Below are 24,826 nucleotides of genomic sequence, written 5' to 3'. Positions count from 1 at the left end.
GACTAGGCTGGGCGCATGAGTGGAAGCGACGTGCTTGTTGAGGCCTTCGGGCGAATCCCCGACGCGGTGTCCCGGGCGGTGGACGGCCTCGACGCCGGACAACTCGCCTACCGGCCGGTGCTTGCCGACGGTTCAGGCGCTCCCGGAAACAGTGTCGCCTGGCTGGTCTGGCATCTCACCCGGGTACAGGACAACCACCTGGCCGACGCCGCCGACCGCGATGAACTGTGGCTCACCGAGGGCTGGGCCGAGAAATTTGGTCTCGACCTGCCGCGGGATGACACCGGCTACGGCCACACGCCCGACGACGTGGAAAAGGTCCGCGTCGACTCCGCCGGGATGCTCGTCGAGTACCACCGGGCAGTACACGTTCGCAGCATGGAGTTCGTCGAGAATCTCAGTGAGACGGATCTGGACCGCATCATCGACTCGTCCTGGGACCCGCCGGTCACCCTGCGTGTCCGGTTGGTCAGCGTCATCGAGGACTGCCTGCAGCACGCGGGTCAGGCTGCCTACCTGCGCGGGCTGCTGGTGTGATCCTCAAAGACGCCGAGTAGGCGCAGGGTCGCCGGTTCGAAGCGGCGTTCCTGCCCTCAACCGGCGATTCTGGAGCCAGCCGACCTCAGAGCCCCGTCACCCGCAGCGTGATGTTGAGCCGGCCGTCCAGTCCCAGTGCTGGATCGGCTGTTCCCGGAAACGTCTTCATCACCCCGTGGTACGCCAGCCGCGACTCCCCGCCGAAGACAAACAGGTCCCCCGACTCCAGCCGCACGTCGGTCCACGGCTTGCTCCGGTTCTCGGTGTTCCCGAACCGGAACACGCAACTGTCTCCGATGCTCAGGGACACCACGGGTTCAAGGGACTTCTCCTCCTTGTCCTGGTGCATGCCCATCTTGGCTGCGGCGTCGTAGAAGTTGATCAGCGCGGCGTCGGGTTCATAGGACTCGTCGCGTTCTCCGTAAGCGGCTTCGACGGCGTCCCTCCCCAACTCAGCGAGCCACGAAGGGAACTCGGCGACCTGCCCACCGCCGGCGTCGTCGGCTGTTTTGGTATAGCGGTAGGGCACCCAGTGCCAACCGAGGCACACTGTCTGCACCGACATCCGGGACCCGTTGGGCATCCGGGTGTGCCGCATGGGCACCGGCCCGCCGGCCCACTCGCGGCATGCAGCGATGAGTTCCCGCTGGCGGTCGAAATCCAGCCAGTCCGGAATGTGCACGGCACCGGGAGCGACGACGGCGGGATCACGCGGCAAGAGAGTGGCCATGGGAACATTCTCTTCCATTGTGTGTCCGAGCGGTCGGGGATACGCTCGCTTCGACCGACATGCCCGGAGAACACCGACGACGCCGCCGCCCGCGTCCGAGAGCTCGGTGGCACGGTGGCTTCCGAACCGCAGGATTCGCCGTATGGACCGGTCTGCACGGCGACTGATGCGTCGGGAATGGCCTTCTGGATCAACTCGCGCTAGCGCACATCGCCGTACAGCGGATCCGTCGACGTCCCGCCAGGGCGCGGAAGCTACGGCGCGTGCGGCTGGGCAACGGTTCCGTGGAAGGAACGCTCCTCACGCAGATAGTGCAGCTGCGCCGCGACCGAATGCTCCGCTGCGCGGCGCACCGAAGGATCAACCCCGGCGTACACCCGGTCGGTGACGGAGCCGACGTCGGCCCTCTCAACTGAGAGGCCAAGCGTCAGGAGCGCAGCGCGCACCTGGTCAAGCCGCTCCAGGCGGTGCGTGCGGTAGGCGCGGACAATGTCCCCGAGGTTCGGGTGCGTCGGTCCGTGCGCCGGCAGCATTGCGGCGTCTCCGAGGGACTCGAGTGTCTCGAGGGACCGGAGGTAGTCACTGAGCGTCCCGTCGGGGTAGCTCAGCACGGTGGTACCACGGCCGAGGATGGTGTCTCCCGTGAGGACGGAGCCGTTGGGCCCGTCGTCGGGCAGGTGGAAGCACACCGAATCAGCGGTGTGTCCGGGCGTAGCGAGGACGTTGATCCGCACCCCGGCGGCGGAAAGGACCTCACCGTCGGCGAGTGAGTTTCCGCCGTGGCAGTAGGCAGGGTCGAAGGCGCGAACCGGTGCCCCGGTCATCTCATGAAAGCGGGTGCTGGCCTCCGTGTGATCCCGGTGATGGTGGGTGATGAGCACCAGCTCCACCGGTCCCGCAGACTGCAGCGCGGCAAGGTGGGCCTCGTCGAGTGGGCCGGGATCAACCACGACCACTCCCCGCGAATCCGGGGCGGAAAGAACATAGGAGTTGGTGCCGTCGAGGCTCATCGGCCCGGCATTGGGGGCGAGCCGGTAGCGGGTGAGCGGTCCGCTGGAGGTCAGCCCGGCGCCGTCGTCGTCGGAGGACACCGGCTACCTGACTGTCTCGCGGACCTCGCCGAAGGGTACCTCGCCAGAGACCTCGGCCTGTGTGTCGGGACCGAGGTTGGTGGTGATCAGGACACCGTGCTCCCCACCGGCCACGGCCTGCTTGAAGACGGGCAGAACGGCGGCGGCCGTACTGTCATCGAGACCTGCGAGGTAGGCGCGGTAGGACTCGGGAAGCTCTGAATAATCGGTCATGGTCCCCAAACTACGCCCGCGTGCGTTCTGCAACAACCGCCGAACCTCCGCGTCGGGGACCTGCTCGAAGCTGCGGTAGGCGCTGCCGACCGCAGGTAGGTCGGTGGCCGACCAGGGGTTCACCAATTCGTCAACCGACCCATGGACCGTCTCAGCGGCGGACGCAAGGAAGACCGGCGCGGCCGCAACGATCCGGCCGGCTCCCGCTGCCCGGAGCGCCGCAACGGCCGCGAGCATCGTGGCACCGGTGGCAACGCCGTCGTCAATGACCACCACCGTTGCTCCGGCTACCGCCAGCGGGGCCAGCCCCTCGCGGTAGAGGAGTTCGCGGCGCGCGAGTTCCTCCTGCTCACGCTCGGCAACCCGGGCGAAGGCCGCGTCTGCATTCCTGACATCGGCGAGCACCTTCGCGTTGCGGACGGTTTCAAGGGTGCCGCCGATCGAGGCCACCGCTCCCATCGCCAATTCAGGAAACTCAGGAACGCCGACCTTGCGCACCATGACGACGTCCAAGGGTGCGCCGAGCGCTTCCGCCACCACCCCCGCAACCGGGACCCCACCCCGCGGAAGGCCGAGCACTAGCGGTTCGACATCGTTCAGAACAGGCCGTAGGGCGGCCGCAAGCTGCCAGCCGGCGTCTTCGCGGTCCGCGTAACGTGCGGGTTCATTGTGCTTGAGATGCATCTTTTCCCTGGTCAACCGGAGGGTCTTTTATTCGAAGGCAGAGGATGATAGACCGTAAGTAACCTTAGCATTCACGGGTCAGACGAAACCGAACAACGAGAAAGAGGTACGTCATGGCAGAGCGGGGAAACACCACCCACGGGTCCATCCAGGATGATCAGTTGAAACACGAGGCTCAGGGGCTGATACAGGGTGGCCGCGTGACTCGCGCGGAGGAGTGGCGCGAGTCCGAGACAATCGACGACGGCGGCAGCACCGGCGACACCGGCGACACCGGTGACCAACCGGTCTACGAGCCGGCTGCCGAACCGGGGCAGACGGGCGACATGGCGGACGACGGCCCGCTCACTGAAACGATCGAGGACGAAGTCAGCGATGACAATGAGGAGGCGCAGTGACCAGCACCCTGCACACGCTTGCAGATGTCTATCGGAAGCCCGGACCCTGGGTGACCATCTATACGAATGCGAGCACCGGTACTGTCGATTCGCTCCACGCCGACGACGTCCGGCCTGACAATATCGCCAAGGCACTCGAGGAAGCGGGCGCCACCAAGGATGACCGCAAGGCCGTCGCGGAGGCGCTCCGCCAGTCGGCGATGGGCCTGCCGGACCCGGTGGCGCGTCTGATCGTGGTGGCGAACGGTTCGGTGGAACTGGATGAGTTCCTGCCCGGGCCCCTCGCCCTGCCGGAGTTCACGTCGGTGAACGGGGCGCCGAACCTGTGCCCGCTGCTGTGGCACCGTCCGGACGACTTCGCCTACGTTGTGGCTGAAGTGGGCCGCGACGGCGGTGAGATCCACCTGCGCCGCGCGAACGGCCTGCAGGATGACGACATGACGCACATCGAGGGAGATACGGAGAACCTCAAAAAGGTCCCGAGCGGCGGCTGGTCGCAGGGCCGCTACCAGCACCGCACCGAGAACATCTGGAAGGCGAACGCCTCGGACATCGCCGGCGAGATCGACAAGGTCGTCCGCAGCAGCCGCGCGCGGCTGCTGGTAGTCGCCGGTGACATTCGTGCCCGGAACCTCGTGGCCGAACAGCTGAGCGAGCAGTCCAAGGACGTCCTTACCGTCGTCGAAAGCCACAGCCGTACAGAGGGAGCGGACAAGGAAGCGTATGCACAGGAAATCAACAAGCGGGTAGCCGAATGCATCGCCCGCCGGCAGGCACAACTGCTCGAACGGCTCAATAACCAGAAGGGACGCGCCAACCCTGAGTCAACCGAGGGGATCGGCTCTGTGGTGCACGCGCTGCAGCAGGCACAGGTGGACACGCTCTTTCTTGAAAGCCAGGGCCTCAACGGCCACCGGCTGCTGGCCCTGGGGTCGGAGCCCTGGACCGCCGAGATCGACGGGGAAACCGCAGGTGCGCCTGTGCTGGGGGAGGTGCCGGCGCCGTCGTCGTTGTTGCGTGCTGCGGTACTGACTGACGCCGAAGTGGCGCTGTTCCCTTCCGGCGCTCTCGACGGCGGACCTGTGGCAGCGCTGCTGCGCTGGCCCGTCGGGCCAACGGTACCGACAGCCGGCTGATGGGGGACCGGCTGGTAGCTGACGGCATTGTTGAGCGGTTGACGGCGTGGGGCGTCGACCGCGTGTTCGGTTACAGCGGTGACGGGATCAACCCGGTGCTCGGCGCGCTCCGGCGTGCCGGGTCGCCGGCGTTTATCCAGGCCCGCCACGAGGAGAACGCCGCCTTCATGGCGGTTGGCCATGCCAAGTACACCGGCCGGGTAGGCGTTGTGCTCTCCACGCAGGGGCCGGGAGCCGTGCACCTGCTCAACGGCCTGTATGACGCACGGATGGACAGCGTGCCCGTGGTCGCGTTGGTGGGGCAGCAGAGCCAGACCGTACTGGGCTCGGCCTACCAGCAGGAGATCGACCTGCAGAGCCTGTTCAAGGACGTCGCATCCGGGTTTCGGCAGCAGGTCAACAGCCCGGACCAGGCGCCCATGGTGATTGACCGGGCCTTCAAGGCGGCCCTCGCAACCCGGTCACCCGCCGTCGTCATCCTGCCCCACGACGTGCAGCAGGAGCCCGCGCCTGAGCTGGAACACGAGCACGGAGTCATTCCCTCCGCCCCGCTCTGGAGCCGTGGGACGGTGATCCCGCAGGAGCAGGACGTGCACGACGCCGCCGCCCTCCTCAATGCCGGATCGAAGCTTGCGCTGCTGGTCGGGCAGGGCGCGCGGGGTGCGCAGGCAGAGGTGGCTGCGCTCGCGGAGAAGCTGGGCGCCGCCGTCGTCACCAGCCTGCTCGGCAAACCGTACGTGGACGAGGCCATGCCCTGGGCGGCCGGGACCATGGGCCATTTGGGAACGAGCGCCAGCGGGTGGGCCATGGCGCACTGCGACACCCTGCTGATCATCGGATCCAACGATCCCTGGACCGAGTTCTACCCGCCGCCGGGGGCCGCCCGCGCGGTGCAGATCGACAGCGACGCCAAGGCCATCGGGAATCGCTACCCGGTGGAGGTGGCGGTGACGGGAGATGCCGCCGAGTCACTCCGGGCGCTTCTGCCGCGTGTCCACGAGCGCCTCGGGTGGCGTGCCGACGTTGAACGTCATGTCGACGTCTGGCGGAGTCTGAGCGAGGCCCGCGCACTGACGGCTGCCGATCCGGTGAACCCCGAACGCGCTGTCCGCGAGCTGAACGGACGGCTCCCGGAGAACGCGCAAGTGGCGGTCGACGTCGGCAGTTGCGTCTACTGGTACGCCCGGCAGCTGCACCTGCCGCCGGATGTGCCGGCGCACCTCTCGAGCACGCTCGCGAGCATGGGCTGCGGCCTTCCCTACGGTCTCGCCGCGAAGCTTGCGGCGCCGGACCGGCCGCTGGTGGTCCTCACGGGCGACGGCGGCTTCCAGATGACCGGGATGGCCGAGCTCATCACCGTCAGCCGGCTCTGGAAGTCCTGGACGAACCCGGTGTTCGCGATCTGCATTCTCAACAACCTCGACCTGGCCGAAGTCAGCTGGGAGCAACGAGAAACCGAGTCGGAACCGCGCTTCGAGGACAGCCAGCAACTGCCTGACGTGGACTATTCGGGGTACGCGAAGCTGCTGGGCCTGGACGGGGAACGGGTGGACTCAGCCGATGACGTCGGGCCGGCGTGGGACCGCGCGCTCGCCGGCGACCGACCCTATGTGCTGGATATCCGCACGGACGCCGATGTGCCGTTGCTTCCGCCCTTCCCCGCCGGCCGGAAGCTGGCCGAGTCGATGGAGGAGGCCCTGAAAGCCGAGGGGAACACCCACGCCCTGGAGCTGCTTCGCGAGTATGTGCGGCTGGAGGCAGAGGCACATACTCAGGATTGAGCTACGCCCGTCGCTTCCGCCGGTAATTCCGGAACGTGAGCAACAGTCGGTGCGCCGTGATGACAAGGGCCAGCCACGCCAGCCCCAGCGTCCAGGCCACCGCGACATCGGTGACCCAGTGATGCCCGAGGTACACACGTGAGAGGCCCATCGTGAAAGCGAAGAGGATGGCAACGGTGACGGTGAGGGCACGCACGCGCTTCGAATGCTGACGCAGCACCAGAAGGTACGCCAGGATCCCCGAGACGACAACGGCATTCAGTGTATGTCCGCTCGGGAACGACGCCGAGATCTCGTACGGCGGCACCGCGAACTCACGGTCGGGCCGCAACCGCCCGATAGCGTCCTTGCTCAGGACCGTCATCAGCAGGGAGCCTCCGGCTGCTATGACCGTGAGGATCAGCGGCGTGTATGATCGCCGCGCCACAACGAGGGCAAGTGTTGCGCCGAGGGCGAGAATCGGCATGCCGATTGGGCCACCGATATGCGTGTAAGCCGTGATTGCGTCGTTCAGCCATGGCGATCGCATGGTGAGCGCGGCATCGAGGGCGGGTTGATCGAGGGCAGCAATCCCGTCTTCATCCGACACTGCTTCGTAGACCTCCGCGGACGCGACCGTAAGCGATACAGCAGCCCCGATGCCTACCGCGAGCAGCAGCAGGAGCGCCCAGCGCGGTCCGATCCACTGCGCCACTGCCCGGACGCACGTGACCAGGAACCGGCCGACCGGGGTAGTCCACCGGGTCAGATCGCGGGTACCGACGTGATGGTCTTCGTTCTCCGGGTCCTGGAATGACATCCTTCGAGGTTAGCAACGCGACCCGGACTCCGCTTGGCCGCGCGAGCGCCGGGCGTAGGCTGGCCATCATGCATACACCCGTCCAGAACCTGCTCCGCGGACTGCCCGTCTTCCCCGAAGACATGGCCCTGTTCGACACGGCTGCCGCACCCGATTCCCCCCTGGACCTGTTCACTGACTGGCTGAGCGCAGCGATCGACGACGGCGTTCCCGCTCCGCACGCGGTCACCCTCTCAACGACCGACGACGACGGCCACCCTGCCGCCCGAGTCGTCATCCTCAAGGACCTCGACCATCGCGGATTCTCCTTCGCCACCAGCAGTGACAGCCCCAAGGGTCGGCAGCTGCAGGACACACCGAATGCTGCCCTGACCTTTTTTTGGCAGGCGGTTGGCCGGCAGGTGCGCGTCAGCGGTGCCGTGACGCCCGGAACGGCAGAAGAAAACGACGCCGACTTCCGCCGTCGTCATCCCACCGCACGTGCGCTGGTGCTCGCCGGGCAGCAAAGCGAAACGGTTCGGCAGTCAGATTCGGTGAGCGCCGCCGTCGAACGTGAGCTGGCAGGAATTGAGGACAAGGGGTCCGCTACGTGGACCGTCTACACGGTGGCGCCTGAGCGGGTGGAATTTTGGCAGGCGGACGCAGAGCGGCGCCACACCCGACTCCTGTACGTGCGCAGCGGCGAGGGTTGGCGGCGTGAGGTCCTCTGGCCCTGAAGTTTTGTGCACCTCCGATGACTCCGCCGCCGCGGAAGTCACCGGAGGTGCACAAAACTCTCGGGTTGGGGCTAGTGCCCGAAGGAGTCGGAGTCGGCGATGTCCCCGTCACCTGTGTCCAGCGCAGACAGGAACTCGACTTCGTCCTGGGTGAGCTCGAACCCGAACAGGTTGATGTTCTGCTTGATGCGCAGCGGGTTCGCCGATTTGGGGATGGCCACCAGCCCCAGCTGAACGTGCCAGCGCAGGACAATCTGTGCCGGAGTCATCCCGTACTTGTCTGCGAGCTGATCCACGGCCGTACTCTGCAGCAGGTCGCTGCCCTTGCCGAGCGGGCTCCACGACTCGGTCACGATTCCATGCTTGGAGTGAAAATGCCGTGAATCCGGTCGCGTGTGGCGGGGGTCGAGCTGAATCTGGTTGACGTCCGGAACCAGACCCGCGTCGAGGACCCGCTCCAGGTGGGCAGGCTTGAAGTTGGAGACGCCGAAGGCCCGGATGAGGCCTTCCTCCCGCAACCCGGCGAGTCCTTTGACCGCGTCCACGTAGCGGTCCTGCTCAGGATTGGGCCAGTGCACCAGCAGCAGGTCGATGTAATCGACGCCCAGCCGGGCCGCGCTTTGCTCGAAGGCTTTCCGGACGCCGTCGACGCCGTGCCACTGCTTGTTGAACTTGGTGGTGATGAAGACCTGATCCCGCTCGATCCCCGACCGCCGGATTCCTTCCCCGACGCCGGCCTCGTTGCCGTAGTTCTCCGCGGTGTCGAAGAGGCGGTACCCGACGGATACTGCATGCTCGACGGCGGTAGCCGCCTCGTCATCGTCAAGCGGCCAGGTGCCCAAACCGAGCACCGGAATGGACGCACCGCTGAGAAGCTCTATGGTTGGTGCCGCCGCGTCAGTCATGTTCTCCTCGTATCGTTCGGGTGTGCAACTTCTTCCCAGCTTTCTAGCTGGGACGGTGGTGCGTCAATCCGGCGACGGATTGTGGCCGGAAGAAACGGTGGTGCAGGAAGGAACCTCGGGGCAGACTGGGACCGTGAGTCAAGGCCACATCCCCTGGGTGCTGCACGTCGATCTGGACCAGTTCATCGCCGCTGTCGAGGTGCTGCGAAGGCCCGAGCTGGCGGGCAAACCGGTGATCGTGGGTGGCCGCGGCGATCCCACCGAGCGCGCGGTGGTCTCCACCGCGTCCTACGAAGCCCGTGCGTTCGGAGTGGGGTCCGGTATGCCCCTGCGCATCGCCGCCCGGAAAGTTCCGGATGCCGTGATCCTGCCGGTCGACTCCGAGACCTATCTCGCCGCTTCCGACACCGTGATGGCGGCGTTGCGGGCTCAACCGGATGCCATCGTTCAGGTGTTGGGGTGGGACGAAGCCTTCGTCGGGGTGACAACTGATGACCCCGAGGCCTACGCCCGCCGTGCGCAGCAGGCGGTCCTGGACGCTTCGCAGCTGCACTGCAGTGTCGGCGTCGGAGACACGCTGGTGCGGGCCAAGGTTGCCACCGGATTCGCCAAGCCCGCCGGCGTCTTCCGCCTCACAGCGGAGAACTGGCTGGACGTGATGGGCAGCCGTCCCAGCATCGACCTGTGGGGCGTGGGACCCAAGGTTTCCCGCCGCCTGGCGACGCTCAACATCACGACCGTTGCTGAACTCGCCGCCTCCGATCCAGGCGACCTTGTTCCGGAGTTCGGTCCCAAGATGGGCCCCTGGTACGCCCAGCTGGGACGCGGGGACGGCGAGCGCGTGGTTGATGACACCCCATGGGTTGCCCGCGGACACAGCAGGGAAACGACCTACCAGCAGGATCTGACCGAGCCGGCGCAGGTGGAAGAGGCCGTGCGGGAATTGGTGGCCCGCGTTCTTGAGGACGTCATCGCTGAGGGCCGGCCGGTGATCGGCGTGACCCTCAAGGTGCGGTACGCGCCGTTCTTCACCAAGACGTACGCCAAACGGATCCCGGAAACGTTCGACCGCGAGCTCATTCTTGCCGGCGCGTTCGACCTCGTCGGCAAGATCGAGCCTGACCGGCCGATCCGGCTTCTCGGTTTCCGGGCCGGCATGTCCATGCCGGATGAAGCCCGAAAGGGACACACGCCGACGCGCAGCGGGTGGTGAGTGCGCCGTCGTCGTGCGCTGAAAGCGGATCCTGCTCCCGGAAAAGCAGCGGCTCCCCGGAAGCGGAGGCAACCGGGGAGCCACTGGTCATGCGATCGATCGAAGGGAACTAGGAAACCGTGACCGGTTCCTTGCGTTCGGAAACGCCGCGGACTGCAGCGTCGAACTCGGCTTCGATCTCCGCGTTCGGCTTCCAGGTCATCCGGCTGACGACGACGGCGACGATGAGGTTGGCGAAGAACGCCGGCACGATCTCGTACATCGTGGCCGCCAGCGGGGAGTTGCCCCAGGCGAAGACGACGACAGCACCCACGATCATCCCGGACAGTGCGCCCGGCATGGTCAGCTTCCTCCAGAACAGCGAGAGCAGCACGGTGGGTCCGAAAGACGCGCCGAAGCCTGCCCAGGCGAAGGCAACCAGCGCGAGGATGGATTCGTTGCGGCCTGACGCCAGGACGATCGCGACGATCGCGACCACCAGCACGCCGAGACGGCCGAGGACGACGCCCTGCTTGGCGGTAAGGTTCCGCTTGGAGACCATGTTGTAGAGGTCCTCAACCAGTGCGGAGGAGCACACCACGAGCTGCGAGGAGATGGTGCTCATGATCGCTGCGAGGACGGCCGCAAGGACGATACCTGCAACAAAGGGGTGGAAGAACGCCTGCGACAGCGCGAGGAACACGGCCTCCGGATCCTCGAGCGTCAGCTGCGGGTTCTGCTCGAAGTAGGCGATGCCCACCAGCGCGGTGCTGACGGCACCGATGACGGTCAGGATCATCCAGCTGATGCCGATGCGACGGCCGGCCGTGGCGTCCTGCGGGGAACGCAGGGCCATGAAGCGAACGATGATGTGCGGCTGGCCGAAGTAGCCAAGCCCCCACGCTGCGGCGGAGATGATAGCGAGGATTGACCCGCCCGCTACGAACTCGAGCATCGACGGATCGACGGCGCGGATGGAGTCGGTCATTCCGGTGAACCCGCCAACCTGAACAAACCCGATGATCGGAACGACGATCAGCGCGATCAACATGAGAATTCCCTGCGCCACGTCAGTGAAGGTGGCGCCCATGAAACCGCCGAACAGGGTGTAGGAGATGGTGACTGCAGCAACGAGGATCATGCCGAGCGTGTAGCTGGAGTTGAAGGAGGACTCGAAGAACACGCCGCCTGCAACCATGCCCGAGGATACGTAGAACGTAAAGAACACCAGGATGATGATGCCGGACACCACGCGCAGAACCCGTGAGCGGTCCTTGAGCCGGTTTTCCAGGAAGCTCGGCACAGTGATCGAGTTGTTGGATACCTCGGTGTAGCTCCGCAAGCGGGGAGCCACGAACTTCCAGTTCAGCCAGGCTCCGATGGTCAGGCCAATGGCGATCCAGACCTCAATCAGGCCGGACAGGTAGATGGCGCCGGGCAGTCCGAGCAACAGCCACCCCGACATGTCGGAGGCTCCCGCGCTGAGCGCGGCCACTCCGGGCTTGAGTCCGCGGCCGGCGAGCATGTAATCATCGAGATCGGACGTTTTCCGGTACGCGTACCAGCCGATTCCCAGCATGGCGGCCATGTAGAGCGCCATGGCGAGGTATTGGAAGGTCTGGTCAGTCATGGGTTCCTTTCACAGAATTCTTGGAACTGGCTGAGTGCAGCCGCCCACTATTCCAAGGCGACACCCAGTTTGGCTAATAAGGTGACCTGGTTCACTGCGATTTCGATGCTGAAAAGAGTTGTTACCGGTGGGTAATATAGGACAATGCACCTGCTATTGCGCACCCTCTGGCTTCTCTTTGCGTCACGCCGCCGGGCGAAGGTAAGCATCTGGGATTCAGCCTCCCTGCCACAACGGGTTCAGCTCACGGACATCGACATTGCGATGCACGTCAACAACGGCATGTACCTGTCCCTGATGGACCTGGGCAGGTTTGACCTTATGATCCGCAGCGGCATCTGGAAGCTCATGCGCCGGAAGGGCTGGACGCCGGTGGTCAACGCCGAGACGATCACGTTCCGGAAGTCGCTCCAGCTTGGCCAGCGCTACACCATCGAGACACGGATTCTGGGTTTCGATGAGCGGGCCATCTATTTTGAGCAGCGCATGGTGCACGGCGGCGAGATCTACGCACGTGCCTACATCGCCACCCGCCTGCTCAGCTCAGCCGGGCCGGTATCGAATGCCGAAATCTTCGAAGCGATGGGGTATCCGCCCGCGGACATGGTGCTCCCGGAGTGGGTTCATGAGTGGCGCGTCAATACCGCGCTTCCCAGCACGCGGCGTCCTGCTACCCACGACTGGGTCAGGTAGTCAGCGGTACTCAGCGGTACTTTCGGTGCAGATTCTCGCCACCGGATGAGCCCTCCGGATGATCGGCGATCCATGGACCTGTCCCTTCCGACTGGTCGAGAACGCCCTCCTCAAGCCAGGTATGCCGCCCGTCGAGAACGCTCCCCGCGAGGCGCGTGTCCGCGCTGTCAGTGTTTTTCCACAGGTCGCTGAAAAGCTGCTCGATCCGCAGCCGTGACTGCCGGCAGAAGACCTCCGCGAGCTCGCCTGCCTCCCGCCGGCCCTGCCCCTCAAGGTGTTTGGCATGGGAGCACGTGGCCGCCATCGCAAACAATTCCGCTCCGATGTCGACAATCCGCCCGAGGAACACTTGCCGGTGCTCGAGCTTCGCCTGCCAGCGGGCCATGCCGAGGAAGGTATGGCGGGCAAGGCGCCGGGATGCCCGCTCCACGTAGCGCACATGCCCGGCAAGCCGCCCGAAATCGGAGTAGGAGCGCGGCGACAGGCCCGGACCGGCGAGAAGGTGCGGAAGCCACCCGGCGTAGAAGCTGCTGGCGCCTGCAGCCGCCTTTGCCTTCGCTAGAAGGTCAGCGTCCGACGACGCGAGGTCGCCTGCCGCTGCAAGGTGGGCATCGACTGCCTCACGGGCGATGAGCAGGTGCATGATTTCCGAGGAGCCCTCGAAGATCCGGTTGATTCGGAGATCCCGCAGCTGCTGTTCCACCGGAACTGCGCGTTCTCCGCGGGCTTTGAGGGAGGCCGCGCTCTCATACCCCCTGCCGCCGCGGATCTGCATCAGTTCATCGGCGATCCGGTAGGCCATTTCGCTGGACCACAGCTTGGCCAGGGCAGCTTCGATGCGAACATCCTTCTGCCCGGAATCAGCAAGAGCGGCGGAGAGTTCAAAGACGGACTCGAGGGCGAATGCGGTCGCGGCAATGAAGGAAATCTTCTGTGCGACGGCCTCGTGCCTGCCGATCGGCCGACCCCACTGGACGCGTGCGCCTGACCATTCACGTGCGATCTTCAGCGACCACTTGCCCGCGGCCGCGCAGTTTGCGGGGATGGAGAGCCGCCCGGTGTTCAGGGTGGTGAGGGCAATCTTGAGCCCCTGGCCTTCCTTGCCCAACCGGTTGGCGATCGGGATCCGGACGTTCTCGAACCGGGTGACACCGTTCTCGATTCCGCGCAGGCCCATGAAGGCATTCCGGTGCGTCACCGTGATCCCCGGAGCGTCCGCCTCCACGACGAAGGCGGAGATGCCGCCCCGACCGCCGCTGTGCGGAGGCACCGTCGCCATCACCACGATCAGCTCGGCAATCACACCATTGGTGGTCCAGAGTTTGCTGCCGTTGAGAACGTAGATGCCGTCGTCGTCGTTGCGGGTTGCGGTGGCGTTCATGCGGGCGGGGTCGGACCCGACATCCGGCTCGGTCAGCAGGAAGGCCGAGATGGCACCGGACGCGCAGCGGGGAAGGTACTCCTGTTTCTGCTCGGGGGTGCCGAACATGCGCACGGGTTCAGGCACTCCGATGGACTGGTGCGCGGAGACCAGCGCTCCCAGGCTGGGGTGGACAGAGGTGAGCAGCATCAGTGCCCGCCCGTAGTAGGTCAGCGACAGGCCCAGGCCGCCGAATTCCCGGGGGATCTTGATGCCGAAGACGCCCAGTTCGGCGAGGTCCCGAAGGTACTCGTCCGGGATCAGCGAGTCCCGCTCGATCAACTGACCGTCCATGGCGGCCAGAAGCGAGGTGAGCCGCGCAAGGAACTCCTCGCCGTCGTCGTCGCCGGCGTGTGTGGAGGAGGGGTGCGGGTGAATGAGAGAGATGTCGCAGCGGCCCAGATAGAGGCCTTTCGCGAAGCTGGGCCGGTTCCATTCCGTTTCCCGGGCGGACTCCGCCACCTCCCGGGAGGTGCGCTCGTTGACGTTCTCCTGAAGTGCTTCGGCGCTCATGGCAGCCCCCTTCAACGGTAGGCTCCGCCAGCCGGAACCCGGCCATGGGTAAATGCTACTCCCCGGTAGGGACGGGCAGGGGGCGCCGTCTGTAACCACAACCGGGAGCGAGCCAATAGATTAGGAGGATGGCCCAGCTCACACCGCTCCAGCAACTCGCCGAGCAGCACCGCGTCGGAATCACTTTCAAGGGCTGGGACGGCACGCCTCAGACGGTAGGCGATGAAACGCTGGTTGCGGTCCTCACCGCGCTTGGGGTGCCCTGCTCAACAGACGACGACGTCGCTGCCTCCCTCCGCGCAGCCGAACGTGCGCCGTGGCTGCGTACGCTGCCTCCCGCCGTCGTCGTTCGGGACGGTGACCCCACAACCGTGCCGGTCACTGTGCCGGCAGGCTCCCTGCCCTCCATCCGGATTGTGCTGGAAGACGGGACCGAGCGTCCGGTGCCGGTGGGGTTCGCACAGAAGCGGGACGTGGACGGAAAGAGCGTCAGCCGGTTCACGGTCGAGGTCCCGCTCGACCTCCCGCTCGGCTGGCACACCCTTGTGGTGACTAACGGATCGACTGAAACTCGTTGCGCGCTCGTCGTGACGCCGCGGAAGCTCACCACCGCAGACCGCCTGAGCCGCACGTGGGGGCTGATGGCTCAGCTGTATTCGGTGCGGTCGCGGTCGTCGTGGGGCATCGGGGATCTCGCTGACCTTGCGCGGTTAGCTGAGATCTCGGCGGGTAAAGGCGCCGGTTTTGTGCTGATCAACCCGCTCCATGCAGCGCAGCCCAAACCGCCGGTCGAGGCATCCCCCTACCTGCCGACCACGCGCCGGTTCTTCAATCCCATCTACCTGCGCGTGGAGAACGTCGTCGAGTTCGGGAATCTGCCGGCGGCGCAGGCAGACACCGTCCGCGACCTGGCGGCAGCGTTCCGGGCCGCCAACGAGAACGTGGACGTCATTGACCGGGATCCCAGCTACGCCGCCAAGCTGCAGGCACTCGAACTCGTCTTCGCGGTCCCGCGGCAGCCGGAGCGGGAGGACGCGTTCCGGCGATTCCGCTCCGAAGCCGGGCCAGGGCTGGAGAACTTTGCCCTGTGGTCCGCGCTTGCGGAAACGCTCCCCGAGGGCGCTGCCGAGTGGAGCGACCCGGAATTCCTTGAAGCGCAGCACGCTGAGCTGGCGAGCCGTATCGACTTCCACGCCTGGCTGCAGTGGCTGTGCGACGAACAACTTGAAGCTGTCCAGCGAGCCGCCACGGATGCCGGCATGAACCTTGGCATTATGCATGATCTCGCGGTGGGCGTTCACCCGGCCGGTGCTGACGCGTGGACCCTGAGTGGCGTATTGGCGTCCGGCATCAGCGTCGGCGCCCCGCCGGACATGTTCAACCAGCAGGGCCAGGACTGGGCGCAGCCGCCCTGGCACCCGGAACGGCTCGCCGAGTCCGGCTACGCCGCATACCGCGATATGCTGCGCACCATCCTCCGGCACGCCGGCGGCATCCGGATCGACCACATCCTCGGCCTGTTCCGCCTGTGGTGGATCCCGCAGGGTTCGATGCCCGGCGACGGCGCTTACGTGTACTACGACCACGAGGCGCTTATCGGCATCCTCGCGCTCGAGGCTGAGCGTGCGGGTGCCGTCGTCGTCGGTGAGGACCTGGGCGTCTTCGAGCCGGGTGTGCAGGAGTACCTGGCCGAGCGCGGTGTGCTCGGCACCTCCATCCTGTGGTTTGAGTACGACGACGAGGAGCCGCGCCCTGCGGAGCAGTACCGGACTGCGTGCCTCACCACGGTCACCACCCATGACCTGCCGCCAAGCGCGGGTTACCTCGCAGGCCGGCACGTTGAACTGCGAGAGCAACTTGGACTGCTGGGCAGGCCTGTGGAGGAAGAGAAGGCTGCGGATCGCCAGGCTCAGGAGCGGGTGCTCTCCCGCGTTCGCACCACCACCGGAGCCACACCCGCCACCGTGCAGGAGACAGTTGAGACAATGCACACCTTCATCGCGCAGACCCCGTCGGTGCTGCTCGGGGTTGCACTGACCGACGCGGTAGGCGAGGAACGCACGCAGAATCAGCCGGGGACCACATCCGAGCAGTATCCCAACTGGCAGGTTCCGCTGGCGGGGCCGGACGGCGTCGTGCTCGTTGAGGACTTGCCGGGGCTGGCGCGGTTCGATGAGCTGGTTCGTGCTCTTCAGAGGTGAACCATTTGAACCGATTCTACCGCTTACCGCACTGGAACGACCGTTCACCGCACGCCGACGATGTTTGCCTCAGGCAATATGTGACGTAATGCACAATATTCCATGGTGGGGGCCAAGCGGACGACGGCGTCCACACGTAGAGGGAGAGGCATTCACTTCATGAGCTGGCTCGATAGGGAACACACAATTGCTCCACCCGGATTCAACCGCTGGCTGATCCCGCCCGCGGCACTCGCTGTGCACCTGTGCATCGGCCAGGCTTACGCCACCAGCGTTTACAAGACGGCACTCGTCGAGCATTTCGATGCGAGTCTCACCGAAATTGGTCTGATCTTCTCCATCGCGATCGTGATGCTCGGCCTGTCCGCCGCGGTGATGGGCACGTGGGTGGACCGCAACGGCCCGCGCAAGGCCATGTTCACCTCGGCTATGTTCTGGGTCAGCGGGTTCCTCGTCGGAGCGCTCGGGATCTTCACCAACCAGCTCTGGCTGGTGTACCTCGGGTATGGTGTGATTGGCGGCATCGGGCTGGGTATCGGCTACATCTCGCCTGTCTCCACGCTGATCAAATGGTTCCCCGACCGGCCGGGACTGGCTACCGGAATGGCGATCATGGGCTTCGGCGGCGGTGCGCTGATCGCGAGCCCGCTGTCCACTCAGCTTCTGCGGATGTTCGACCCGAATTCGGGTACGGAGGGCTGGGTAGCCAGCGGTGAAGCGGTGGGCATGCTGTTTGTCACCCTCGCGGTGATCTACCTCATCTACATGGTCTTCGGAGCCTTCACCATCAAGGTTCCCGCTGCCGATTGGCGGCCGGACGGCTACGACCCGTCCACCATGAAATCGAAGGCGCTCGTCACCAGCGATAACGTTTCCGCGAAGAACGCCATCCGCACCAAGCAGTTCTGGCTGATCTGGATCGCGCTGTTCTGCAACGTGACCGCAGGAATCGGCATTCTTGAGCAGGCCGCACCGATGATCCAGGACTTCTTCCGCCAGGCAGACGGCGTCAGCGCCGTGTCCGCGGCTGTAGCGGGCGGCTTCGTCGGCCTGTTGTCCATCGGCAACATGGCGGGCCGCTTCGGATGGTCGACGCTGTCCGACCACATCGGCCGCAAGCGCATCTACATGGTCTATCTGGGCGTCGGCGCAATTCTCTACACGGTGCTTGCGCTGGCCGGCTCCTCGACCACTGTGCTCTACGTGCTGCTCGCGTTCGTGATCATTTCCTTCTACGGCGGCGGGTTCGCGACGGTTCCGGCGTATCTTCGCGACCTGTTCGGTACGTTCGAGGTGGGCGCAATCCATGGCCGCCTTCTGACTGCCTGGTCAGCCGCGGGTATTGCCGGACCGCTGATCGTGAACGGGTTCCTCGATGCGCGGGGCACGCCCGGGGAGCTTGTCGCAGCCGACTATCAGCCGGCCCTGCTGACTATGGTTGGCCTGCTGATCGTCGGATTCATCGCGAACCTGATGATCAACTCCGTGGACTCACGATTCCACGAAGCCAAGAAGACCGCCGAACCCGCAATGGAGGCATGAGATGGAAATCAGCAAGGCTCGACTGACTGTTGTGTGGGCGCTGGTTGCAGTGCCCCTGGCCTACGGGATCTTCACCACCCTCACCCGGGTGGCCGCGCTCTTTACCGGCTAGCTGCTCACCGGCTAGCTGCGCTGGAACTGAGGTGCACGCCGTCGTCGTCGATTCTTTCGACGGCGTCGGCGGCCTCATAGAAGTTGTTGCCGATTCCGGTGCCGTCCACGTGGACGTATCCGAGGCGAAGGAGTCGCTGAGCGCGTTCCTCGTCCACCTCCTCGGTACTGAAGGCGCCGGCGAGGAAGTTGACGATCCCGCCCTGCTCCTGCGTCTGGCCTTCGGGGGTAACTGCCTGCGGGTCGCCCATCTTGACGCTCTTCACCGTGCCGATCTTCCTGCCCTCGGCGTTGATGACGTCCATACCTTCTCGAACTTCACTGAGGTCATTCACCGGTGGGTCTCCATTCCGTTCGGGTGCTTGGACTTCCACCCTAGGACGGCGACGCCGCCGCGGTCGAGGAGTGCGGCAGGCGGAGGCCCCACAATCACAAAAGCGCCGGTGTGCGGCAGGGTCGTGGGGACATCCCCACGATCGTGCCACGCACCGGCGCTTCTGCGCGGTCAGACGACGCACCGGCGCTTCTACGTGCGCGTCAGCGCGTGGAGACTAAACGCTGGAGGCAAGCTCCGCCGTCGGAATGGCTTCCTTCGCGGGGAACGACGGCGGGTGGACTCCGGCCATCTCCTCCATGACGCGGACCACCTGGCAGCTGTAGCCGAACTCGTTGTCGTACCAGACGTATAGGACCAAGTTCTTGTCATTGCAGATGGTGGCGAGGCCGTCGACCGTGCCGGAGCGGCGTGAGCCGACGAAGTCCGTGGAGACGACGTCGGGGGAGTCAATGTAGTCCAACTGCTTGCGCAGGTCGGAGTGCAGCGACATCTCGCGGAGGTAATCGTTGACGCTGTCCTTGGTGGTCTCGTGCTCAAGCGACAGGTTCAGGATCGCGATCGACACGTCCGGGGTGGGCACGCGGATGGAGCTGCCCGTGAGCTTGCCCTCCAGTTCGGGCAGCGCCTTGGCCACGGCCTTGGCCGCGCCCGTCTCGGTGATGACCATGTTCAGGGCAGCGGAACGGCCCCGGCGGTCGCCCTTGTGGAAGTTGTCGATCAGGTTCTGGTCATTGGTGAAGGAGTGGACCGTCTCCACATGCCCGTGCACCACGCCGAACTCATCGTTGATCGCCTTGAGTACGGGGGTGATGGCGTTGGTGGTGCAGGACGCCGCAGTGACGATGGTGTCCCCGGCTGCAATGTCAGTGTGGTTGATGCCGTGGACGATGTTCTTCAGGCCGCCCTTGCCCGGTGCTGTCAGCAGGACTTTCGCAACACCCTTGCTCTGCAGGTGCTGGCTGAGGCCCTCCTCGTCACGCCAGCGGCCGGTATTGTCAACGACCAGCGCGTTGGAAATGCCGTAGGCGGTGTAGTCGATGGTGGACGGGTCATTCGAGTAGATGACCTGAATCCGCACACCGTTGGCCGTGATGGTGTTGGTTTCCTCATCCACCTGGATGCTGCCCTCGAACGAGCCATGCACCGAGTCCCGGCGCAACAGGCTTCCGCGTTTCATGAGGTCATTCTCGGCGCCCTTGCGCACCACGATCGCCCGCAGGCACAGTCCGTGCCCACCGCCCGCCTTCTCGATGAGCAGCCGGGCAACCAGGCGGCCAATGCGGCCAAAACCATAGAGAACGACGTCGGTGCTCGTCCGTGCGTCGGCACCGCGCTTACCGACGACGTCGGCCAATTCCTCCCGGAGGAATTCCTCCAGGGAGGCGCTGCCGCCCTCCTCCCGATTCAACCTGTATTTCTGGGCCAGACGGGCGACATCAATGGCCGCTGCTCCCAGCTCCAGGTCGGCGAGGGCACGCAGCAGGGGTGCGGTCTCTTCGAGGAGCAGCTCTTCCTTGCTCATGCGGCGTGCGAACCGGTGTGCCTTGAGGATGCCCATGGTGGACTTGTTGATGAGGCTGCGGCCATGGATGCTGGTCACCACATTGTTCTCGCGGTAGAGGCGGCCGATGACGGGAATCATCCCTTCGGCGAGTGCCTCCCGGCTCATCCAGGTGTCGCGGGTGACGGAAGGTTTGTGATCCACGATGATCAGGTCCTTTCTGTTGCCGGTTGTGCCGGCGGGGTAAAGCGTCGAGTGCCCGGGATGCTGGGCAGGAATGGCCTTCGCTACGGTGCCGATGACAACGACGTCGGACGGACAATGGAAAACGAGGGTTCTTTCTAGAATATCGCTCAGGACGGCAGCCACCGCCGGAATGGGCTGTTAGCCTGCTCACGTCGCGGTCATCGCTGGCACAATGGGCCCATGGCTGATTCCCCTGGAGACGCTGTCCATGGCCGAGCGGTGGCGGGCTGCTCAGCTCACGCCGGGTTCCAACCGGCTTCGGAAGACGGCTAGATGGATCCGGCGCTGGGACTGAGCTTCGCCGTCGTACTGCTGGTGGGCGTGCTCATTTCGGAACGGGCGAGCCGCACAGTCATTTCCACCGCCGTGCTCTTCCTGCTGGCTGGGTTCCTGCTCGGGCAGGGAGTCCTCGGCGTCATCAGGGTGGAATCGGGCGATCCCGTTGTCCTCATCCTGTCAGAGCTCGCGCTCTTTTCCGTCCTGTTCACGGACGGAATGCGGGTCGGTCTCACTGATCTTCGTGCTGCCTGGCGGTTGCCCGGCCGGGCATTGGTTCTTGGGCTACCGCTCACCCTTGTGGTCACCGCAGTTCTGGCCCACTACGTCGCAGGACTGCCGTGGCTCGAGTCGTTCCTGCTGGGCGCCGTGCTTGCACCCACAGACCCGGTGTTTGCTTCCGCCATCGTGGGGCGAAAGGAGGTCCCCGGCCGCCTGCGGCACCTGCTCAATGTGGAGTCGGGGATCAACGACGGACTTGCCCTCCCCATTGTCCTGGTTCTGCTTGCCATGGCCGGCGGCACGGAGGCCGGAGGATGGCAACTGACGGAGGAGATCCTGCTCGGCATCGTCGTCGGGGTGGCGGTTCCGCTGCTGGTACTGGCTTTGGAACGGCTTCCCTTCCTGAGAGCAGAACGTCACCTTGAGCCGCTGCTGACCGTATCCATCGGGCTTCTCGTGCTGACGATCTGCATGGCCACCCACGCCAACCTGTTCCTCGGAGCGTTCGCCGCCGGAGTCACGATCGCTACCGTCCGTCCGGAGTTCCGCGACGAGTTTGAGCAGTTCGGAGAGCTGGTCACTGAGCTGCTCAAACTTGCTGCCATTCTGGTCTTCGGCGCCCTGATCACTCCGGCATTCCTCTTTCAGGAGATCCCGTTCGCCGGCTGGCTGTTCGCACTGCTGGCGCTCGTCGTCGCCCGCCCGCTCGCGCTGCTGGCGTCATTCCTCGGAACCAACCTCCCCCGTGGGCAGCGCATCGCGGCCATGTGGTTCGGGCCGAAGGGCTTTGCGTCAGTGGTCTACGGGCTGCTGGTCCTGCAATCCGGCATTGAGCTGGCCGATCAGGTGTTCCACCTCGCCGCGCTTGCGATTGTGCTGTCGATTCTGGCGCACTCCTCTACGGACGTCCTCATTGCAAAGAAGCTGAGTACAACACCCGGGTAGCGGCGGACAATCCGCGGTCTTGCTAGGCTGTGTGATCGGGGGCATAGTGTGATGCGCTGTTGCCGGCTCGTACTCGGCGGCATCAGCGGTGAACGGTCGGCGTTGTTTCAAACGGCGTCGTCGCGACAGACGGGGTAGCGATGCACAAAGCAGGACCAGGCACAGAGACGCTCAGCGATCTTCTGTCCCGTGTGGCAGAGGGTGACCAGCGCGCTTTTGCCGGGCTCTATGAGCAGGTTTCCAAGCGGGTGCATGGACTGGTGCTGCGTGTTGTGCGTAACCACGCGATCTCTGCCGAAGTGGTGCAGGAAGTCTTCCTGATGCTCTGGGTTTCAGCTGACCGTTACAAAGCCGATCTCGGTTCCCCCGAGGCGTGGATTTTCACCCTTGCACACAGGCGCGCGGTGGACCGTGTGCGCAGCGAACAGCGGTCGGTGATCCGGGATGGGCAGTACGCACAGAAGGAGTACTTCGTGCAGGAGCCCGTGGATGAGCGGGTTCATCACACGCTCATGAGCGAAAGCGTGAAACGCTGCCTCGCTTCTCTGACCGACCTGCAGGCTGAAGCGATCAGGCTCGCCTACTACGGCGGCCTCACCTACACCGAAGTCGCGGAAGCGCTGCAGGTAAAAGTTCCCACGGCCAAGTCCCGTATCCAGTCCGGCCTGGTGTGCCTGCGCAACGCAATGGAAGCCGATGGTTACGGAGCGCGCTCGAGGTAGCACAATGGATCTCTACCGGGTCCGCTGGGCCCGGTACAAGCTATGGGCAAAACGGGCAGCGAGCGTTCCGGAAGGCGGCGATGAATCCCTATCTGCAGCAATGGTTCACCGCCCGTGCGGTGGCCGATACGGGTCTCGATCCCGATGAGGTGTGGACCGGCTTCGCCAACCTCGGCGGATGGTGCGATCGCCTGGAAGTGCAGGCCTATCTCTCCGGCCTGGCGCTGATCGACGAACTGCAGCGGGACATGGTTTCGCACGCCGTCAACGAGATGCTCGATGAGCGCAGCGCGCCTGCCCGACGCGCTGCCTACTCGACGGACGACGTTTCCCTGGCGTCCGGCGTGATCACCGAGAGCAGTTTCGAGAGCTGCACGGATGGTGCGCTGCAGAGGTTCGTGACGTCGTCGTACGCGTTCCTCAAGGGCGCTGACGCGGAGCGGCGTCGGCTCGACTCACTGGCACAGACAGGCCTGTTCGGAACGCCCGCGGAAGAGCGGTTTGACCGGATCACCCGCGAAGCGCAGCGGGTGTTCGGTGTCAGTTCTTCATCGTTGGCGCTGATCGGCGAGCGTCAGCAGTTCATCAAGTCGGTGACGGGGCCGATAGGCCAGAATGTGCCGCGGGACGTTTCCTTCTGCAACGAGACCATCCGGGAGAAGCGCATGCTCGTGGTGAGGGATGCGCTGTTGCATGAGCAGTTCCGGACCAACCCGTTGGTGCTCGAACAGCCGCACATCCGCTTCTACGCGGGGTATCCACTCACCGGGCCCGAAGGGTGGCGCATCGGTTCGCTCTGCATCATTGATGACAAACCGCGGGAATTCTCCCTGGAGGATGAGATGGCGCTCCGTCTGCTGGCCGGCCAGGCACAGCGCGAGCTCGAGGCGAGTGTCTGCTGAACAATGCGAAGGATGCTGTAGGCGGACATGGTGAAGATACTCAAGCGGCTCACCTTCGGGCTGGATTCCGACGAGCGGCGGTGGGAGCGTCCCGGCCCCACCGGAGACCACCTGCGCCGGGATGTGATCGGCGTCGTCGTTTTCTTCCTGGTGAGCGCGCTGGCGCTGGAACTGAGCCGCGGCGTCGGCGCCATGGCCGAGGAGCGCAGCCCGATCTGGCTCCAGCACGCCGTCCTTGCCCTGATGATCTTCCCGCTCGTGTTCAGGCGGCGCTTCCCAGTGACGGTCATGCTGGTCATGTCGGCGCTCTTCATCATCCTCAGTCTCTGGATTCCGGCGCTCTCGCTGCAGATCTCCTATCAGGTGGCGTATTTCGCTTCGCTGTACTCGGCGGTTGCGTGGGCGAAGGACCGCAGGGTGCTGTGGCTCGGAACCACGGTTGTTGTGGTCGCCATGACGCTCTGGCTAATCCTCTCGCTGACGGTCGCGAATACCTATGACGGGCTGCTGGAGCGGGTCTCCGAGGGAGACGAGACGTGGCGGGGGATTTTCGACCCGCTCACCTCCGCGGCGCTCTACTACTTCATGGTGAACTTCGCCTACTTCGGCGGCGCCATCCTGGCGGGCATGTCCTCCTGGCGCAACGCCCTTCAGCGGACCCAGCTGGCCGAACAGGCAGCACAGATCGCCAGGCAGTCCGCGGAAATCGCGCGCCGCGCGGTCATTGAGGAGCGCCTCCGGATCGCCCGCGAGCTGCACGACGTCGTTGCCCACCACGTGTCGGTCATCGGAGTGCAGGCCGGTGCTGCACGCCGGGTGATGGACCGGAAACCGGAGGTCGCCGCGGAGTCATTGCGCACCATCGAGCAGGCCAGCCGCCAGGCCGTCACCGACATGCGCAACCTCCTCGGCGTCCTCCGGTCCGAAGCTGCAGCACAGAACAACAACAAAAACGACGACGACGGCGGCCGCCACCCCGAGCCCGGGCTCGCCGACATTGCGGCGCTGGCCGAAAACCAGCAGGACGGTGGCCTCGATGTCACCTTCTCGCGGGTGGAGGACGTGCCGGATGCGCTTCAGGAAGTATCTGCCCCGCTTGCGTTGTCGCTGTACCGGACAGCGCAGGAATCATTGACGAACGTCCGCCGGCACTCCACCGCTTCCGCAGCGGTGATGACCCTGCGTACCGGACGCGCGGGCGGGCAGCGCTGGGTGGAACTGGAAACCGTGGACAACGGCAGGCCCAGGCAGCGCGCGGAGGCCGGTTCCGGCTATGGGCTGCAGGGTATCCGCGAACGCGTCGCCCTGCATCGCGGAACGGTCGAGATCGGTCCCCGTTCCGACGGCGGCTGGCGGGTCCGTGCCCGCTTCCTGCTGCAGTGA

General features: G+C 65.2%; 23 protein-coding genes. 14 read left to right on the top strand and 9 right to left on the bottom strand.

Annotated features, from left to right (window positions below):
* Positions 1-15 precede the first annotated feature (15 nt).
* Entirely contained in the window at positions 16-537 is a 522-nt protein-coding gene (locus tag JOD47_RS05810; RefSeq protein ID WP_204532828.1) for a mycothiol transferase, read from the top strand.
* Between the two features lie 85 nt (positions 538-622).
* Here the strand turns inward: JOD47_RS05810 and JOD47_RS05805 are convergent, their stop codons facing one another.
* From JOD47_RS05805 to JOD47_RS05795, 3 genes are all read right to left on the bottom strand, one after another.
* Positions 623-1,267, bottom strand: coding sequence for an alpha-ketoglutarate-dependent dioxygenase AlkB family protein (locus tag JOD47_RS05805; RefSeq protein ID WP_204532827.1), 645 nt, complete (start codon positions 1,265-1,267; stop codon positions 623-625).
* A gap of 254 nt (positions 1,268-1,521) precedes the next feature.
* Entirely contained in the window at positions 1,522-2,358 is an 837-nt protein-coding gene (locus JOD47_RS05800; RefSeq protein WP_307836208.1) for an MBL fold metallo-hydrolase, read from the bottom strand.
* 3 nt (positions 2,359-2,361) lie between these two features.
* Complete coding sequence (locus tag JOD47_RS05795) at positions 2,362-3,255, bottom strand: phosphoribosyltransferase (protein ID WP_204532825.1); 894 nt, start codon at positions 3,253-3,255, stop codon at positions 2,362-2,364.
* Positions 3,256-3,368: 113 nt separating this feature from the next.
* Here JOD47_RS05795 and JOD47_RS05790 point away from each other — a divergent pair, with 113 nt between their 5' ends.
* Genes JOD47_RS05790 through JOD47_RS05780 form a run of 3 tightly spaced genes read left to right on the top strand, consistent with a single transcriptional unit; the run spans position 3,369 to position 6,570 of the window.
* A complete protein-coding gene (locus JOD47_RS05790) occupies positions 3,369-3,653 on the top strand; it encodes a hypothetical protein (RefSeq protein WP_204532813.1) in 285 nt (94 codons plus the stop codon).
* Positions 3,650-4,789, top strand: coding sequence for a baeRF2 domain-containing protein (locus JOD47_RS05785; RefSeq protein WP_204532811.1), 1,140 nt, complete (start codon positions 3,650-3,652; stop codon positions 4,787-4,789). The genes JOD47_RS05790 and JOD47_RS05785 overlap by 4 nt, the downstream gene beginning before the upstream one ends.
* Entirely contained in the window at positions 4,789-6,570 is a 1,782-nt protein-coding gene (locus JOD47_RS05780; protein WP_204532809.1) for a thiamine pyrophosphate-requiring protein, read from the top strand. Before JOD47_RS05785 ends, JOD47_RS05780 begins: the two co-directional genes overlap by 1 nt.
* Position 6,571: 1 nt before the next feature.
* On the opposite strand, the gene JOD47_RS05775 is transcribed toward JOD47_RS05780, so the two are convergent.
* Positions 6,572-7,369 (bottom strand): phosphatase PAP2 family protein, encoded by a 798-nt coding sequence (locus JOD47_RS05775; protein ID WP_204532807.1) that lies wholly within the window; start codon positions 7,367-7,369, stop codon positions 6,572-6,574.
* A gap of 68 nt (positions 7,370-7,437) precedes the next feature.
* On the opposite strand from JOD47_RS05775, the gene JOD47_RS05770 reads away from it, so the two are divergent.
* Positions 7,438-8,085, top strand: coding sequence for a pyridoxine/pyridoxamine 5'-phosphate oxidase (locus JOD47_RS05770; RefSeq protein WP_239548026.1), 648 nt, complete (start codon positions 7,438-7,440; stop codon positions 8,083-8,085).
* Positions 8,086-8,156: 71 nt separating this feature from the next.
* On the opposite strand, the gene JOD47_RS05765 is transcribed toward JOD47_RS05770, so the two are convergent.
* Complete coding sequence (locus JOD47_RS05765; protein WP_204532805.1) at positions 8,157-8,990, bottom strand: aldo/keto reductase; 834 nt, start codon at positions 8,988-8,990, stop codon at positions 8,157-8,159.
* Between the two features lie 133 nt (positions 8,991-9,123).
* Between JOD47_RS05765 and JOD47_RS05760 the strand changes: the two genes are divergently transcribed.
* The gene (locus tag JOD47_RS05760) at positions 9,124-10,203 is read left to right on the top strand and encodes a DNA polymerase IV (RefSeq protein ID WP_443623160.1); all 1,080 of its coding nucleotides are present in this window, start codon (positions 9,124-9,126) and stop codon (positions 10,201-10,203) included.
* A gap of 109 nt (positions 10,204-10,312) precedes the next feature.
* On the opposite strand, the gene putP is transcribed toward JOD47_RS05760, so the two are convergent.
* Entirely contained in the window at positions 10,313-11,812 is a 1,500-nt protein-coding gene (gene putP, locus JOD47_RS05755) for a sodium/proline symporter PutP (RefSeq protein ID WP_204532803.1), read from the bottom strand.
* Positions 11,813-11,956: 144 nt separating this feature from the next.
* On the opposite strand from putP, the gene JOD47_RS05750 reads away from it, so the two are divergent.
* Positions 11,957-12,505, top strand: a complete 549-nt coding sequence (locus JOD47_RS05750) for an acyl-CoA thioesterase (protein WP_204532801.1) — start codon at positions 11,957-11,959, stop codon at positions 12,503-12,505.
* Positions 12,506-12,515: 10 nt separating this feature from the next.
* Here the strand turns inward: JOD47_RS05750 and JOD47_RS05745 are convergent, their stop codons facing one another.
* Positions 12,516-14,438 carry an acyl-CoA dehydrogenase family protein gene (locus JOD47_RS05745; RefSeq protein WP_204532799.1) on the bottom strand — a complete coding sequence of 641 codons (1,923 nt, stop codon included), beginning with the start codon at positions 14,436-14,438 and terminating at the stop codon, positions 12,516-12,518.
* 128 nt (positions 14,439-14,566) lie between these two features.
* Here JOD47_RS05745 and malQ point away from each other — a divergent pair, with 128 nt between their 5' ends.
* The 3 genes from malQ (at position 14,567) to JOD47_RS17925 (ending at position 18,293) form a co-directional block, all read left to right on the top strand.
* Positions 14,567-16,639 (top strand): 4-alpha-glucanotransferase, encoded by a 2,073-nt coding sequence (malQ, locus tag JOD47_RS05740; protein ID WP_204532795.1) that lies wholly within the window; start codon positions 14,567-14,569, stop codon positions 16,637-16,639.
* 159 nt (positions 16,640-16,798) lie between these two features.
* Entirely contained in the window at positions 16,799-18,181 is a 1,383-nt protein-coding gene (locus JOD47_RS05735) for an OFA family MFS transporter (RefSeq protein ID WP_204532793.1), read from the top strand.
* 1 nt (position 18,182) lies between these two features.
* Positions 18,183-18,293, top strand: coding sequence for an MFS transporter small subunit (locus tag JOD47_RS17925; RefSeq protein ID WP_443623159.1), 111 nt, complete (start codon positions 18,183-18,185; stop codon positions 18,291-18,293).
* Between the two features lie 4 nt (positions 18,294-18,297).
* Here JOD47_RS17925 and JOD47_RS05730 read toward each other — a convergent pair whose 3' ends face one another.
* Both JOD47_RS05730 and JOD47_RS05725 read right to left on the bottom strand, forming a co-directional pair.
* Positions 18,298-18,627: a hypothetical protein gene (locus tag JOD47_RS05730; RefSeq protein WP_204532791.1), complete on the bottom strand. Its 330-nt coding sequence runs from the start codon at positions 18,625-18,627 to the stop codon at positions 18,298-18,300.
* Between the two features lie 216 nt (positions 18,628-18,843).
* Positions 18,844-20,334: a glyceraldehyde-3-phosphate dehydrogenase gene (locus JOD47_RS05725; RefSeq protein ID WP_307836387.1), complete on the bottom strand. Its 1,491-nt coding sequence runs from the start codon at positions 20,332-20,334 to the stop codon at positions 18,844-18,846.
* A gap of 315 nt (positions 20,335-20,649) precedes the next feature.
* On the opposite strand from JOD47_RS05725, the gene JOD47_RS05720 reads away from it, so the two are divergent.
* The 4 genes from JOD47_RS05720 to JOD47_RS05705 all read left to right on the top strand — a co-directional run bounded on the left by JOD47_RS05720 (position 20,650) and on the right by JOD47_RS05705 (position 24,826).
* Positions 20,650-21,819, top strand: coding sequence for a cation:proton antiporter (locus tag JOD47_RS05720; RefSeq protein WP_204532789.1), 1,170 nt, complete (start codon positions 20,650-20,652; stop codon positions 21,817-21,819).
* A gap of 140 nt (positions 21,820-21,959) precedes the next feature.
* Positions 21,960-22,541, top strand: coding sequence for a sigma-70 family RNA polymerase sigma factor (locus tag JOD47_RS05715; protein ID WP_204532782.1), 582 nt, complete (start codon positions 21,960-21,962; stop codon positions 22,539-22,541).
* Positions 22,542-22,621: 80 nt separating this feature from the next.
* The gene (locus JOD47_RS05710; protein ID WP_204532781.1) at positions 22,622-23,443 is read left to right on the top strand and encodes a GAF domain-containing protein; all 822 of its coding nucleotides are present in this window, start codon (positions 22,622-22,624) and stop codon (positions 23,441-23,443) included.
* A 27-nt stretch (positions 23,444-23,470) separates the two neighbouring features.
* On the top strand, positions 23,471-24,826 hold the full coding sequence (locus JOD47_RS05705; RefSeq protein ID WP_204532780.1) for a sensor histidine kinase: 1,356 nt from the start codon (positions 23,471-23,473) through the stop codon (positions 24,824-24,826).

Origin of the sequence: Arthrobacter tumbae, from assembly GCF_016907495.1 — a bacterium.
Taxonomy (GTDB): domain Bacteria; phylum Actinomycetota; class Actinomycetes; order Actinomycetales; family Micrococcaceae; genus Arthrobacter_D; species Arthrobacter_D tumbae.
This window is presented reverse-complemented; position numbering and strand designations above follow the sequence as displayed.